Source organism: Stenotrophomonas maltophilia (assembly GCF_013464915.1).
GTDB classification, from domain to species: Bacteria; Pseudomonadota; Gammaproteobacteria; order Xanthomonadales; family Xanthomonadaceae; genus Stenotrophomonas; species Stenotrophomonas maltophilia_AT.
Genome location: NZ_RAVT01000031.1, coordinates 39,506 through 53,967, shown reverse-complemented (window position 1 = coordinate 53,967; position 14,462 = coordinate 39,506). Strand labels below are relative to the sequence as shown.

General features: G+C 66.6%; 11 protein-coding genes. 1 reads left to right on the top strand and 10 read right to left on the bottom strand.

What is annotated here, in order from left to right; genetic code table 11:
- Positions 1–67: 67 nt before the first annotated feature.
- A complete protein-coding gene (locus tag D7T59_RS11810) occupies positions 68–658 on the bottom strand; it encodes a class I SAM-dependent DNA methyltransferase (RefSeq protein ID WP_087921982.1) in 591 nt (196 codons plus the stop codon).
- Positions 659–807: 149 nt separating this feature from the next.
- Between D7T59_RS11810 and D7T59_RS11805 the strand changes: the two genes are divergently transcribed.
- Entirely contained in the window at positions 808–1,263 is a 456-nt protein-coding gene (locus tag D7T59_RS11805) for a CopD family protein (protein ID WP_180852462.1), read from the top strand.
- Positions 1,264–1,588: 325 nt separating this feature from the next.
- Here the strand turns inward: D7T59_RS11805 and D7T59_RS11800 are convergent, their stop codons facing one another.
- The 9 genes from D7T59_RS11800 to bamA all read right to left on the bottom strand — a co-directional run bounded on the left by D7T59_RS11800 (position 1,589) and on the right by bamA (position 14,412).
- The gene (locus D7T59_RS11800) at positions 1,589–2,548 is read right to left on the bottom strand and encodes an acetyl-CoA carboxylase carboxyltransferase subunit alpha (protein WP_180852461.1); all 960 of its coding nucleotides are present in this window, start codon (positions 2,546–2,548) and stop codon (positions 1,589–1,591) included.
- Positions 2,549–2,661: 113 nt separating this feature from the next.
- On the bottom strand, positions 2,662–3,531 hold the full coding sequence (locus D7T59_RS11795) for a hypothetical protein (RefSeq protein ID WP_180852460.1): 870 nt from the start codon (positions 3,529–3,531) through the stop codon (positions 2,662–2,664).
- 64 nt (positions 3,532–3,595) lie between these two features.
- Positions 3,596–7,186, bottom strand: coding sequence for a DNA polymerase III subunit alpha (gene dnaE / locus D7T59_RS11790; RefSeq protein WP_180852459.1), 3,591 nt, complete (start codon positions 7,184–7,186; stop codon positions 3,596–3,598).
- 278 nt (positions 7,187–7,464) lie between these two features.
- Positions 7,465–8,133 carry a ribonuclease HII gene (locus D7T59_RS11785; protein WP_180852458.1) on the bottom strand — a complete coding sequence of 223 codons (669 nt, stop codon included), beginning with the start codon at positions 8,131–8,133 and terminating at the stop codon, positions 7,465–7,467.
- Entirely contained in the window at positions 8,130–9,332 is a 1,203-nt protein-coding gene (gene lpxB / locus D7T59_RS11780) for a lipid-A-disaccharide synthase (RefSeq protein WP_239506856.1), read from the bottom strand. Before lpxB ends, D7T59_RS11785 begins: the two co-directional genes overlap by 4 nt.
- Positions 9,333–9,385: 53 nt before the next feature.
- Positions 9,386–10,177 carry an acyl-ACP--UDP-N-acetylglucosamine O-acyltransferase gene (gene lpxA, locus D7T59_RS11775; RefSeq protein ID WP_164136382.1) on the bottom strand — a complete coding sequence of 264 codons (792 nt, stop codon included), beginning with the start codon at positions 10,175–10,177 and terminating at the stop codon, positions 9,386–9,388.
- A gap of 16 nt (positions 10,178–10,193) precedes the next feature.
- Entirely contained in the window at positions 10,194–10,652 is a 459-nt protein-coding gene (gene fabZ / locus D7T59_RS11770; RefSeq protein ID WP_164136383.1) for a 3-hydroxyacyl-ACP dehydratase FabZ, read from the bottom strand.
- Positions 10,649–11,671: a UDP-3-O-(3-hydroxymyristoyl)glucosamine N-acyltransferase gene (gene lpxD, locus D7T59_RS11765; protein WP_088025400.1), complete on the bottom strand. Its 1,023-nt coding sequence runs from the start codon at positions 11,669–11,671 to the stop codon at positions 10,649–10,651. The genes fabZ and lpxD overlap by 4 nt, the downstream gene beginning before the upstream one ends.
- A gap of 377 nt (positions 11,672–12,048) precedes the next feature.
- On the bottom strand, positions 12,049–14,412 hold the full coding sequence (gene bamA / locus D7T59_RS11760; RefSeq protein WP_180852457.1) for an outer membrane protein assembly factor BamA: 2,364 nt from the start codon (positions 14,410–14,412) through the stop codon (positions 12,049–12,051).
- Positions 14,413–14,462: the final 50 nt, after the last annotated feature.

Genomic DNA, 14,462 nt, shown 5'->3' with positions numbered 1-14,462 from the left:
TTGCCGCGCAGCATATCCCATCCGGGTGTCCCGCAGGTTAAGTCGGCTGAAAATAATGAATCCGGATTCACATCCGTTCCAGCGCAGCCGCATCGCCTGCCAGGGCGGGGCCGAGCCAGCAGTGCGACCCTACCGGCTGCAGGCCGTGCCGGGCCAGCGTCCGGCGGTACCAGCGCGCCGGGCGGGCCTGGAAACCCTCGTGGTCGCCCTCGAACGCGTCCTCGGCGGCGAAGGTCTCCAGGAAGGCCACGCCGCCGGTCAGTTCCGCCACGCCGGCCAGGCCGGCACGCAGTTCGCGGTCGGGCACGTAGTGCATCACGTCCGAACACACCAGCAGATCGACCGGGGCGCAGGGCCGCAGCCAGGCGAAGTCGCCGAAGCTGGCCAGGTGCAGGTTGCGGGTGCGGCCGTAGCGGCGCACAGCGTACTCGCTGCTGTCGAAGCCGAGGTATTCGACCTTCGGACGCAGCTTCAGCAGCGGCGCGCGCCAGGCGCCTTCGCCGCAGCCGATGTCCAGCACGCTGCGGATCGGTCGTTCCAGGTAGTACTCGGCGCTGGCAACGGCCAGGGCGACCTTGCGCGCCAGGCGGGCGCTGCCGCCGATGTCGGCGCGGCGGTACCAGCGCTGGAAGTAGGCGGCGTCGTAGGTCTTGTCCATGGGGCGGTGCACGGTCGGGGAAAACGGCGCCTATCGTACGGTGTTGCGACGCGCCATGCGTCGATGTGTCGCGGCATGCGTGCCTGCAGTGGCTTTGCCACGGCATGCGAGAATAGCCGCCAACCTACGCCAGCCGCCGGAGCGAGCGCATGCAGAGCTACTACTGGGTGAAGACCTTCCACATCGTGTTCGTGGTGGCCTGGATGGCGACGGTGTTCTACCTGCCGCGCATCCTGGTGAATCTGGCCGAGACGGCGGGGCAACCAGCAGTGACCGAGCGCCTGCAGCTGATGGGCCTGCGCCTGTACCGTTTCGGCCATTCGATGTTCGGGCTGGCCTTCCTGCTGGGCCTGGTGCTCTGGCTGGGATACAAGGTCATTCCGGATTTCCCGACCATGGTCGCGCCCGGTGGCGCCGGTTGGCTGCACGCCAAGCTGGGGCTGGTGGTGGTGCTGCTGGTGTATTTCATCTGGATCGGGCGGCTGCTGAAGGGCGTGGCCAAGGGCCGCGCACTGCCGTCGTCGCGCGCGCTGCGCTGGATCAACGAGATCCCGCTGCTGGCGTTCATCCCGATCGTGTGGCTGGTGCTGGCAAAGCCGTTCTGAGATCCCGGGCGTTCGAACATGTCACTTTCTTGCTCGTGCAAGAAAGTAACCAAAGAACACGCCGCCGAACGCGAGCCGGTGCTGCGCACCGGTTCCCTGTGCTTCTCGGTGAATCAGGGGACGGCGCCGAACTCGCTGCGCTCAGACACCGGCGCCTCTTCGCCCCTGATTCCCCTGCGATGCTCGGCTCGCTCATGGCGGGCCCGAACATCAACGGCCGCAGCTGCACCCAGTGAATTCACGCTATGCGTAGATGCTGTGCGAGGTACAGACAAAAAAGCCGGGCATCTGCCCGGCTTTTTCTTTGTCCGACGTCAGGTAGCGATTACGCTGCTTCGTACGTGCCGTAGCTGCGCAGGCGGGTGTAGCGCTGCTCCAGCAGCTGCTCGGTGGACAGCTTGTCCAGCGCGTCCAGCTCGTTCAGCAGCACGGCCTTCAGGCGCTTGGCCATCTGCGTCGGGTTGCGGTGGGCGCCACCGGTGGGCTCGCGCACGACCTTGTCGACCAGGCCCAGGCTCTTCAGGCGCGGGGCGGTCAGGCCCAGCTGCTCGGCGGCATCCTTGGCCTTGCCGGCATCCTTCCACAGGATCGAGGCGCAGCCTTCCGGGGTGATGGTCGAGTACACCGAGTACTCCAGCATTACGGTGCGGTCGCCTACGCCCAGCGCCAGCGCGCCGCCGGAGCCGCCTTCACCGATCACGGTGCAGATGATCGGCACCTTCAGTTCGGCCATCTCGATCAGGTTGCGTGCGATCGCTTCGGACTGGCCGCGCGATTCGGCGTCGATGCCCGGCCAGGCGCCGGCGGTGTCGATCAGGGTCAGCACCGGCAGGCCGAAGCGCTCGGCCATCTTCATCAGGCGCAGGGCCTTGCGGTAGCCCTCCGGCTTGGGCATGCCGAAGTTGCGCTTGATCTTTTCCTTGGTGTCGCGGCCCTTCTGGTGGCCGATCACCATCACCGAACGGCCATTGATGCGGGCCAGGCCGCCCATGATGGCCTTGTCGTCGGCGAAGGCACGGTCACCGGCCAGTTCCTGGAACTCATCGCAGATGATGCGCAGGTAGTCGGCGGTGTACGGCCGCGACGGGTGGCGGGCCAGCTGCAGCACCTGCCACGAGGTCAGGTTGCGGAAGATCTGCGCGGTGCGCATGCGCAGCTTGTCCTGCAGCGCGTGCACTTCCGCCTCGACATTGACCGCCGGCCCGGCACTGGCGTTGCGCAGTTCCTGGATCTTGGCTTCCAGGTCGGCGATGGGTTGCTCGAAGTCGAGGTAGTTCGGATTCATCGGAAGCCGTCGTGTAAAGAAGAGGGGAATTCTAGCCGAATGCGTGCAAACCACCCGTACGCCCTCGTCTGGAAGGCGACGGTAGCGCAGCCGGGCAGGGCGCGCCAGTCAGCTCAGGGCACCACCAGGGCGCTGCGGCCCATCAGCTGGCTGCGCTGGGAGACGAAGTCGTTGTAGGCCTCGTTGGCGTCCCGGCCCAGCCCGCTGCCCAGCGTGGCGGTGGCCGAGGTGAAGGCCATCTGTGCGGCGAAGTCCTGCTTGCGCAGGGCCTTCTGTTCATCGGCGGTGGTGGCCTTCAGCCAGCGCGCATAGACCTCGCGCAGCGGCGCGGCGTGGGTCTCGAAGGCCGGGACCAGCACCGGCAGGCTGGCCGGGGCCGGTTCCAGGCGGTATGCCGGGGCCACGTAGCCGGCCGGCTGCTCGCGCTTGAACGCACCCGGCTCGCCCATGCCTTCTTCGACGTAGGCGATGAAGTCCGGCGCGGTGAACACCTTGGCCACGATCTGGCCGCCGCTGGAATCGACGTGGGCCACCACCTTCTCCTTCGGGAAGGGCTCGCGCACGCCGTAGGTCCAGGTCTTGTCGATGAACAGTTCGTGGTGCTTCTCGAACGGGCCTTCGAAGTCGACGCCACCCAGCTCGATGCCGGCCTTGCCGGTGCCGAAGTTCTTCAGCTTGCTCTCGTCGGTGACGTAGATCTCGCGGGCGACCACGTACTCGCTCAGGGTCGGGTTGATCAGTCCGCCGCGGCCATCGACGTAGACGATGAAGCGCACATCGCCCAGTTTGTCGGTGTGCAGGCGGTGCTCACCGACGGCGAGCGAGATCGGGCGCGAACCCTGTGCGGCCACCGGCAGGTCCTTGCCATCGATGCTCAGCGCCAGCGGCATGTCGGTCGGGTTGTCGATCTGGAACTCGATCTTCGACGGCGAGCAGGCGGCCAGGGCCAGAGCGGCAGCGAACGGGAACAGCAGGGTCTTCATCGGCAATCGTCCTTGATACTTGGAACGGGGAAACAGGGGAGGCAGGAAAACCAGAGAGCCAGCCTCAGCTGGCCCACGGCGGGCTGTAGCGCACTTTCAGCGTGCGCACGGCCGGGTCGGCGCGCAGCGCCTCCATCAACTTGGAGTCGATGCGCACCGCGCTCTGCCCGGAGACATCGAGCATGCCGGCGACGCCACCCTGCGGGCCCTTCAGCAGCAGGTCCAGGCGCAGAGGGGTACGCCCGGGGCGGTGGCGGTCGAGCAGGGCGTCGATGCGCTCCCAGACCGGGCGCTGCTGGCGCAGGTCCAGGCGCAGTGACAGCCGCGTGGCGTAGTTGGCGCAGACTTCGTCGAAGTCCCAGCACTGGCGGATGCGCAATGCATAGCCGCCGTTGAACTCGTCCTCGCGCAGGCCACCCTTGACCACCAGGATGCGGTCCTTGGTCATCAGGTGGCCGAACTCGGCCATCGCATCGGAGAACGCGCTGCACTCGACGCGGCCACGGCCATCTTCCAGCTGGATGAAGATCTGGCTTTCGCCCTTGCGGCGCACGCCCACCACCTGGCCGGCCAGCACGGTCTGCACTTCCGGTCGCCAGCGCTTTTCGCCGCCACCGCCGCCACCGCTGTTGGCGCTCCAGATCTTCTCCACCGAGCCCAGATCGTTGCCGACCAGGTCGCGCACATCGTCACGCCAGGGGTCGAATGGATGGCCGCTCAGGTAGAAGCCCAGCGTGTCGCGCTCGCCGTTCAGGCGCTGCAGCAACGGCCATTCCTCGGCCTCGGGCAGGTCCAGCTGGATCGACACGGTGCTCGGGTCGGGCCCGCCGAACAGCGAGTTCTGCCCGGACGCACGCTCGCGCGCCATCTGGTCGGTGGCCTTGATCACCTCCGGCAACTGCAACATCAGCGATGCACGATTGCGGCCGAGCTCGTCCAGCGCACCGCAGTTGATCATCGCTTCCAGCGTGCGCCGGTTGAGCTTGGCCGAGCCGACGCGGGTGCAGAAGTCGAGCAGGTCCTTGTACTCGCCGCCTTTCAGGCGCTCGTCCACCACCGCTTCGCAGGCCCCCTGGCCAACGCCCTTGATCGCGCCCAGGCCGTACTGGATGGTGTCCGGGGTGACCGCTTCGAACATGAAGGCCGACTGGTTCACCTTCGGCGGCAGCACGGTCAGGCCGAGGTTGCGTACTTCGTCGAGGAAGCCGACCACCTTGTCGGTGTTGTCCAGGTCGGACGACAGCGTCGCGGCCATGAACTCGGCCGGGTAATGGCGCTTCAACCACGCGGTCTGGTAGCTGACCAGCGCGTAGGCGGCGGCGTGCGACTTGTTGAAGCCGTAGCCGGCGAACTTTTCCATCAGGTCGAAGATCGCATCGGCCTTGGCTTCGTCCACGCCGTCCTTGGCCGCACCTTCGCGGAAGATCTCGCGGTGCTTGGCCATTTCGGCCGGCACCTTCTTGCCCATCGCACGGCGCAGCAGGTCGGCGCCGCCCAGCGAGTAGCCGCCGACGATCTGCGCCATCTGCATCACCTGCTCCTGGTACACCATGATGCCGTAGGTGTCTTTCAGGATGGCTTCGGTGCGCGGATCGGGATAGATGATTTCTTCCTGGCCGTGCTTACGCGCGTTGAACGAAGGAATCAGGTCCATCGGGCCGGGGCGGTACAGCGACACCAGTGCGATCAGGTCTTCGAAACGGTCGGGGCGCGCGTCCTTCAGCAGGCGGCGCATGCCCGAGGATTCGAACTGGAACACCGCGCCGGTGTTGCCGTTGGCGAAGATGTCCTTGTAGGTGGGCGTGTCGTCCAGCGGAATCGCGGCGATGTCCACCGGCGGAATACCCGCGCGTTCGTGGCGCTTGTTGATCGCCTTCACCGCCCAGTCGATGATGGTCAGCGTGCGCAGGCCGAGGAAGTCGAACTTCACCAGGCCCACTTCTTCCACGTCGTTCTTGTCGAACTGGGTGACCGGATTCTTGCCCAGGCCGTTCTCGTCGTGTTCGGCGTACAGCGGGCAGAACTCGCTCAGCGGCTCGGGCCCGATCACCACGCCACCGGCGTGCTTGCCGGCGTTGCGGGTCAGGTCTTCCAGCTGCAGCGCCAGGTCGATCAGGTCGCGGACATCATCCTCGGTCTCGTAGCGCTGGATCAGCTCCGGCGAGGCCATTTCCGAGCTGGGGCCTTCCTTGCCCTTGCCCAGCGCATCCTTCAGGTGGATGCCGAGGATGTTCGGGATCAGCTTGGAGACGCCGTCGACCAGGCCGTACGGGAAACCGAGCACGCGGCCGGAGTCGCGCACCACCGCCTTGGCGGCCATGGTGCCGTAGGTGATGATCTGGCTGACGCGCTCGCGCCCGTACTTGCGCGCGACGTAGTCGATCACCTCGTCACGGCGGTCCATGCAGAAGTCGATGTCGAAGTCGGGCATCGACACGCGTTCCGGGTTCAGGAAGCGCTCGAACAGCAGGTTGTACGGCAGCGGGTCCAGATCGGTGATCTTCAGCGCCCACGCCACCAGTGAACCGGCACCCGAACCACGGCCCGGGCCGATCGGGATGCCCTGGTTCTTGCCCCACTGGATGAAGTCGGCCACGATCAGGAAGTAGCCCGGGAAGCCCATCTTGATGATGGTGTTGAGCTCGAATTCCAGGCGTTCGAAGTACTCTTCGCGGGTCTTGCCCGGCGCCAGCGGATTCTTCTCCAGGCGCTCTTCCAGGCCGTCGCGGGACATCTTCTGGATCCAGGTGTCCAGGGTCTCGTCGTCGGGCACCGGGTAGTTGGGCAGGAAGTAGGTGCCCAGCCGCATCTCGATGTTGCAGCGCTCGGCCAGCGCCAGCGTGTTGTCGATCGCATCGGGGATGTCGGCGAACAGCGCGCACATCTCCTCGGCCGACTTCAGGTACTGCTGGTCGCTGTACTCGCGCGGGCGCTTGGGGTCGTCCAGCACGCGCCCGGTGGAAATGCACACGCGCGCTTCGTGCGCGCTGAAATCGGTCGGCGACAGGAACCGCACGTCGTTGCTGGCCACCACCGGCAGGCCACGCTGGCCGGCCGCCATCAGCGCGAACTGGTTGAAGGTTTCCTCGCCCTCGCGGCCGGTACGGGTCAGTTCCAGGTGCAGGCCATCGCCGAACACGCGCTGCCAGTCGGCCAGCTGCTGCTCGGCCAGCTCATGCTTGCCGTCCAGCGCCAGGCGCCCGGCCAGGCTCTGCCGGCCGGCCAGCGCGAACAGGTTGGCATTGCCAGCCTTCAGCCAGTCCGGGTGGATGGCCACGCCGCCTTCCGGGCGATGGCCTTCCATCCAGGCGCGGGTCAGCAACCGCGACAGGCTCAGGTAGCCCTCGCGGTCGCGGCACAGCAGGGTCATCCGCCACGGGTCCTGTCCTTCCTCGGCGATCAGCACGTCGGCACCGGCGATCGGCTTGATGCCCACGCCTTCGGCCGCCTTGTAGAACTTGACCAGGGCGAACAGGTTGTTGAGGTCGGTCACCGCCAGCGCGGGCAGGCCGAGTTCCACCGAGCGCGACAGCAGGTTGGCCTGCTTGGCCTTTTTCGGGTCGGCCTGGTCCGGCTTGGCCGGCACACGGATGGTCGAGTCCGCCAGCGAGAACTCGGTGTGGACGTGGAGATGTACGAAGCGGGAGTTGGACATGCCGGACCAGGTTGGAGCGCGCGGGCCCCGGGTGCCGACGGGGGGAATCGTCGCCGGGGTCGGGAAGCGCTGGAGTGCCCGGTCAGGGTAGCGAGGGCAGGGGGGCGCGACAAGCTCTTGACGGCACGCGATATCGCATTCGCGCTATCGCTTCCCACGGCTCGCAGGCGAACCGCGGGCCCCGTCTCACCATGCTTCCAGACCCCCGCGCCGTAGGCGCGTCCCCCTGACTCAGGGGGACTCTTCCCCAGACGGATTGCAGCGGGCGTTCAGGCGATTCAGGCAATCGCGATGTCGGCCGCCGCCTGCGGTGCTTCCAGGCAGTCACGTACCGGGGCAAAGCTGCGCCGGTGCTCGTCACAGGGGCCGTGCGTGCGCAACGCGGCCAGGTGCGCCGGGGTGCCATAGCCCTTGTGCTGCTCGAACCCATACTGAGGGTGGCGGGCGTGCACGTCCTGCATGTAGCGATCGCGCGAGACCTTGGCCAGGATCGAAGCGGCCATGATCGAACGGTCGATGCCGTCGCCGCCGACCAGGGCCTGTGCGGGGAGCACCAGGCCCTTGGGCACGACGTTGCCGTCGATGCGGGCGAAGCCGGCCACGTGGGCCACCGCCGCGACCACGTCGCGCATGCCCTGCAGGGTGGCCTGGTAGATGTTCAGGCGGTCGATGGTGTCCACGTCCACCAGCACCACATGCCAGGCCAGGGCACGTTCGATGATGCGGTCATGCAGTTGCTCGCGGCGGGCTGCGGTGAGTTGCTTGGAATCGTCCAGGCCGTTGATGCGCGGCCGGGATGGATCGAACACCACTGCCGCCACCGCGACCGGTCCGGCCAGTGGACCGCGGCCGGCTTCGTCGACGCCGGCGACCAGACGCTCCGGCTCGACCACGGCGGCGCCGTTGAACAGGGCCAGGCTGGCCGCTGCGGCGTGGCGGCGGCTCATGCCTGGGCCTGGTCGCGCATCAGCAGCTCGCCCACTGCGTCTGCCGCGCGGGCCGAGGCATTGCGGCGCAGGCGCTCATGCAGGCGGGCATAGGTGTCCTGCAGGTCGGTCACCCGCTGCGGGTGGTCGAACCACTGCTGGATGGCTGCCGCCAGCTTGTCCGGCGTGCAGTCGTGCTGCATCAGTTCCGGTGCCAGGTCCTGGCCGGCCAGGATGTTGGGCAGGGCGAAGCGATCGACCTTGATCAGGCCCAGCGCCTTGACCAGGCGGTAGGTCAGCTCGTTGACGCGGTAACCGACCACCATCGGCCGCTTGACCAGCATCGCCTCCAGCGTCGCGGTGCCCGAGGCCAGCACCACCACATCGGCGGCGATCATCGCGTTGCGTGCCTCGCCGTCGAGTACGTGCGAGAAGGCCACCGGCAACGCCGAGCGTGACAGCTGCTCTTCGATCAGGCGCTTGCAGGCCGGGTTGGCCGCAGGCACCACCACGTGCAGGCCGGGGATGCGTTCGGAGACCTGCCAGGCGGCCTCGAAGAACGGTTCGCCCAGGCGCGAAATCTCGCCGAGGCGGCTGCCCGGCAACACTGCCAGTACCTTGGCCGAGGTCGGCAGGCCAAGCGCGGCACGGGCCTGCTCGCGGTTGCCCTGCAGCGGAATGTCATCGGCCATCGGGTGGCCGACGAAGCGCGCGTCGATGCCGTGCCTGGCATAGATCGGCGGTTCCATCGGGAACAGGCACAGCACCAGGTCGGCGCTGCTGCCGATCTTCTCCGCCCGCTTCTCGCGCCAGGCCCAGACGGAGGGGCTGACGTAGTGCACGGTGCGCACGCCGCGCTGCTTCAGCCATCGCTCGATGCCCAGGTTGAAGTCGGGCGCGTCGATGCCGATGAACACGTCCGGCTGCCATTCCAGCGCACGCTGGCGGAACGCCGAACGCAGTTTCAACAGGCGTGGGAGATGGCGCAGTACTTCAGTCAGGCCCATCACTGCCAGTTCGCTGGCGTCGTGCCAGGTCTGGCAGCCGGCGCTGCGCATGGCATCGCCGCCGATGCCGGCGAATTCGGCATTCGGGAAGCGCGCTTTCAGTTCGCGCACCAGGCCCGCACCGAGCAGATCGCCGGAGGCCTCACCGGCCACCAGGGCGATCCGCAACGGGCGCTCGCTGAGCACCCGCTGGGCAGGGACGCTGCCGGCCATCGAGGCCAGCGGAATCACGGCGGCGCCGGCTGGCGCCTGGCCGGTCGTGCTGCTCATCGCAGCAAGGGCCTCTCGGCGTGCTCGATGAAGTCCAGCATCGCCCTCACGTCATCGCTGTCACGCGCCTGTTCGGTCAGCTGCACCTTGGCTTCGGCCAGCGGCAGGCCTGCCACGTACAGGGTACGGTAGGCACGCTTGATGGCGGAGATGCGCTCGGCATCGAAGCCGCGGCGCTTCAGGCCTTCGCTGTTGATACCACGCGGGCGGCCCAGCGAATCGGTGCCGACCATGGTGAACGGTGGTACGTCGCCATTGGTCAGCGCGCCCATGCCCAGGAAGGCATGCGCACCGATGCGGCAGAACTGGTGGGCACCGGCGAAGCCGCTGATGATCACGTAGTCGCCCACGGTCACGTGGCCAGCCAGAGTGGTGTTGTTGGAGAACACGCAGAAGTTGCCGACATGGCAGTCGTGCGCCACGTGCGTGTAGGCCAGCATCCAGTTGTCGTTGCCGATGGTGGTGATGCCGCCGCCGCCGCCGGTGCCACGGTTCAGGGTGACGAACTCGCGGAACACGTTGCGGTCGCCGATCACCAGTTCGGTGCGTTCGCCAGCGAACTTCTTGTCCTGCGGCTCGCCACCAACCGCGGCGTGGCCCACGAAGCGGTTGTCACGGCCGATCTTCGTCGGGCCGTGGATGCTGCAATGGGGGCCCACCACCGTGCCGGCACCGATTTCGACATCGGCACCGATCAGGGTGAACGCGCCGACCTGGACGTCGTCGGCCAGGCGCGCGGCCGGATCGATGACGGCAGTCGGGTGGATCCGTGGTGCGTTGTCAGTCATTGCTGCCTCCCGTGGATCAGCCCTTGGCACCGGCGCACATGACCTCGGCCGAGGCAACGACTTCACCGTTGACCTTGGCTTCGCCGTAGTACCAGCCCATGTTGCGGATCAGGCGCCTCATCTGCACGTCCAGCATCAGCACGTCGCCGGGGACGACCTGCTTGTTGAAGCGGGCGTTTTCCACCTTGACCATGTAGAACAGCTTGGACTGCGCGTCGCGGCCGAGCGTCAGCTGGGTCATCACGCCACCGGCCTGGGCCAGCGCTTCGATGATCAGCACGCCGGGCATGATCGGGCGGCCCGGGAAGTGGCCCTGGAAGAACGGCTCGTTGATGCTGACGTTCTTCTGCGCCAGGATGCGCTTGGCGTCGATGTCCAGTTCAAGCACCCGGTCCACCAGCAGGAACGGGTAACGGTGCGGGAGCAGTTCCTGGATCTGGCAGACGTCGATAGGAAGCTGCAGCGTGTCGTTCATTCTTTCTCCTTGCCAGCAGCCAGCACGCGGCGAGCCAATGCGTCCAGCTGCTTGAAGCGCGCGGCGTTCTTGCGCCACGTGCGGTTGTCGGTCAACGGGGTGCCGGACGAGTACTCGCCCGGCTCATGGATGGAATTGCGGACCACCGACTTGCCGGTGATCACGACCTTGTCGCAGATCTCGAGGTGGCCGACCACGCCGACGTGGCCGCCGAGCAGGCAGTAGCGGCCGATCCTGGCACTGCCGGCGATGCCGGTGCAGCCCGCGATGGCCGAGTGCGCGCCGATCTGCACGTTGTGCGCGATCTGCACCAGGTTGTCCAGGCGCACGTCTTCGTCCAGCACGGTGTCTTCCAGCGCACCACGGTCGACGCAGGTGTTGGCGCCGATCTCGCAGTCGTCGCCGATGCGCACGCCGCCGAGCTGCGGCACCTTGATCCACTTGCCGGCGTCCATGGCCAGGCCGAAGCCATCGGCGCCGAGCACGGCACCGGGATGCACACGCACGCGCTTGCCGAGCTTGACCCGGGTGACCAGGGTGACCCGCGCGATCAGCTCGCAGCCATTGTCCAGGCTGCAGTCTTCGCCGATCACGCTGCCGGTGCCGATGATGCAGTTCTCGCCGACCACGCTGCGCGCGCCGATGGAGACGAAGGGACCGATATGGGCGCTGGCGGCGACCTGGGCGCTGGGATCAATGACGGCGCTGGGGTGGATGCCCGGCGGGCGCGTCGGCGCGATGTCGAACAGCGCGGCGATCTTGGCGAAGGTGGTGTACGGGTCCTTGGCCACGAGCGCGGCGCCGGGGGCGGCCTCGGCGTCGTCGGCACGCAGGACCACCAGCGAGGCCTGGCTGTCGGCCAGCTGGGCGCGGTAGCGCGGGTTGGCGAGGAAAGTCAGCTGGCCAGGACCGGCATGGGCGAGGGTGGCCACGCCATGGATGGCGGTGGCGGGGTCGCCATGGACCTGCAGGCCGAACTGCTCGGCGAGTTGCTGGGCGGTGTAGGTGGGAGTATTCACGGCGGGAGTTTAACGTGTGAGGCCATTGCGGTCATGCGGGGTCAAAAGCGGCGCCTGCCTGACGTCCCGGGGTGATGGCGCAGGGGGCTGACCTGGACACGCCGTAAACCCATCCCTGGGGGCTCGATGGCGCCATCCATGGCGCCAACGGTCCTGGTCAGCCCCCTGCGCCATCACCAGATGATTTCACGCGAGCGCGGGAAGTAACGGCGGCGGCGAGCAAGTAAAACGAAAACGCCGGGCAATGCCCGGCGCTTCGCACCCCGTCTGGTGGAGAGCCCCCCTTCTGTTAAGGGGGGCGCGCCAGCGGCGCGGGGGATAGGTGAAATGCGCGGGCAATTCACCGGAGGTGGATCAGTTCTGAGGAACAACGTTCCTCAGAACTGGCCACCGAACGTGAATTGCAGGCGCTCGATCTTGTCGCCGTCTTCCTTCTTCAGCGGGAACGCGTAGCTGATCGAGATCGGTCCGACCGGGGCGCGCCACAGCAGGGCCACACCGGAGGACACGCGCAGCTCGTTGGCCTTGAAGTTCTTGGTGCCGTTGTAGACGTTGCCGAAGTCGACGAAGGCCGACACGCGGGCCGAGGGGCTGTCGAACAGGCGCGGGAAGTAGGCTTCGACCGAGCCGACGGTCTTCAGGGAACCACCCAGCGGCTGGCCTTCCGGGTAACCCTGGGTCACTTCGCGCGGACCGAGGGTGTTGTCCTCGAAGCCGCGTACCGAGTTGGTACCACCGGCGTAGAAGTTCTCGAAGAACGGCAGGCCGCTGGCGGTGACGGTACGGGTTTTGCCGTCGGCGTCGGTGATCGTGCGGGTGTAGTCCTTGCCGTAGGCATCGCCGTAGCCCACTTCGGCGCGGGTGTTGATCACCAGCGACGGCATGATCGGCCAGTACTTGCTGATCTGGTAGTTCAGCTTGTAGTACTCGATGGTCGAACCTGGCAGGGTCGTTTCCAGGCCGACGCGCTGGTAGGTACCGCGGGTCGGCATGAAGTAATCGTTGCGCGAATCGCGCGCCCAGCCGAGCTCGGTACGCCAGGCATGGAAGGTGCGCGAACCGACCGCATCGATGTAATCGATGATCGAGTCCGGGGTCGAGTTGCGATATGTAGTGATCTGGTTGCTGTCGATGCCGAACATCAGCGAGACGGTGTCGGTCTCGGTCAGCGGCACGCCGAACACCACCTGTGCCGAACCATTGGTGCTGTTGTACTGGGCGGTGTTGAAGTCGGAGTAGTCCAGTTCACGCCAGGACAGGTTGTAGCCCAGTGACACGCCGTCATCGGTGAAGTACGGGTTGGTGTAGCTGAAGCCGTAGCGCTGCAGGTAGCTGCTGCGCGAGGCTTCGACCGACACGCGGTTGCCGCCGCCGAGGAAGTTGTTCTGCGACAGCTGCACCGAGGTGGTCATGCCGTAGGACTGCGAATAGCCCAGGCCGAACACGAAGCTGCCGGAGGTGGTTTCCTTGACGTTGTAGACGACGTCGACCTGGTCGTTGCTGCCGCTGACGGCCGGGGTTTCCACGTCCACCGATTCGAAGTAGCCCAGGCGCTGCAGGCGGATCTTGGAGCGGTCGATCGCGGCCTGCGAGTACCAGCTGTTCTCGAACTGGCGCATTTCGCGACGCATCACTTCGTCGGAGGTGCGGGTGTTGCCACGGAACAGGATGCGGCGCACCGACACGCGCGGGCCCGGAACGACCTGCATGTTGATGGCCACGGTCTGGTCGGGGCGGTTGGTGGTCGGGATCGGGTTCACCTTGGCAAACGCGTAGCCGATGTTGGACAGCGAGTTGGTGATGGTGTCCGAGCTGAATTCCAGCAGGGCACGCGAGAACGTGTCGCCGGACTTCTGGATCACCATTCGCTCGACGTCCTCCTGCGGGAGGATGGTGTCGCCACTGACCTTGATCTCGGAGATCTTGTACTGCGCACCCTCGGTCACGCCCGCGGTGAGGAACATGTCGCGCTTGTCAGGGCTGATCGAAACCTGGGTGGAATCGATGCTGAAGTCGACGTAGCCGCGGTCCAGGTACCAGGAGTTGAGCTTTTCCAGGTCGCCGGACAGCTTTTCCTTGGAGTACTGGTCGTCACGGCGGTACCACGAGGCCCAGTTGTGCTCCTTGGACTCCCAGGTTTCCAGGATGTCCTTGCTCTCGAACTTCTCGGTGCCGACCAGGTTGACGTGGCGGATCTTGGCCGCCTTGCCTTCCTTGATGGCGATCGCGATGTCCACGCGGTTGCGGTCCAGCGGGCTCACGGTCGGGGTGATCTCGACGGTGTACTTGCCGCGGTCGTTGTACTGGCGGCGAAGCTCCTGGGTCACGCGGTCCAGGCTCAGGCGGTCGAAGGTGCCGCCTTCGGTCAGGCCGATGTCGGACAGGCCCTTGAGCAGCTGCTCGGACTTGATGTCCTTGTTGCCGGTCACGGTCAGCTTGTTGATCGCCGGGCGTTCCTTGACGGTCACCACCAGGATGCTGCCCTGGCGGTCCAGCTGCACGTCTTCGAAGAAGCCGGTCTTGTACAGGGCGCGGATGGTCTCGCCGACCTTGTTGTCGGTGATCGTCTCGCCACGTTCCACCGGCAGGTAGGTGAACACCGTGCCCGAGCTGATGCGCTGCAGGCCATCGACGCGGATGTCGCTGACAGTGAAGGGCTCGGCTGCCTGGGCCAGGGCGGGAGCGCCGGTGACGGCGGCGAGGGCGAGGGCCAGCAGGCGGCGATTGGGGAGTCGCGTCATGTCACGTCCGGTAGGAAGGTCGATTTCATTGGTGCGGGATGCCGACGCTG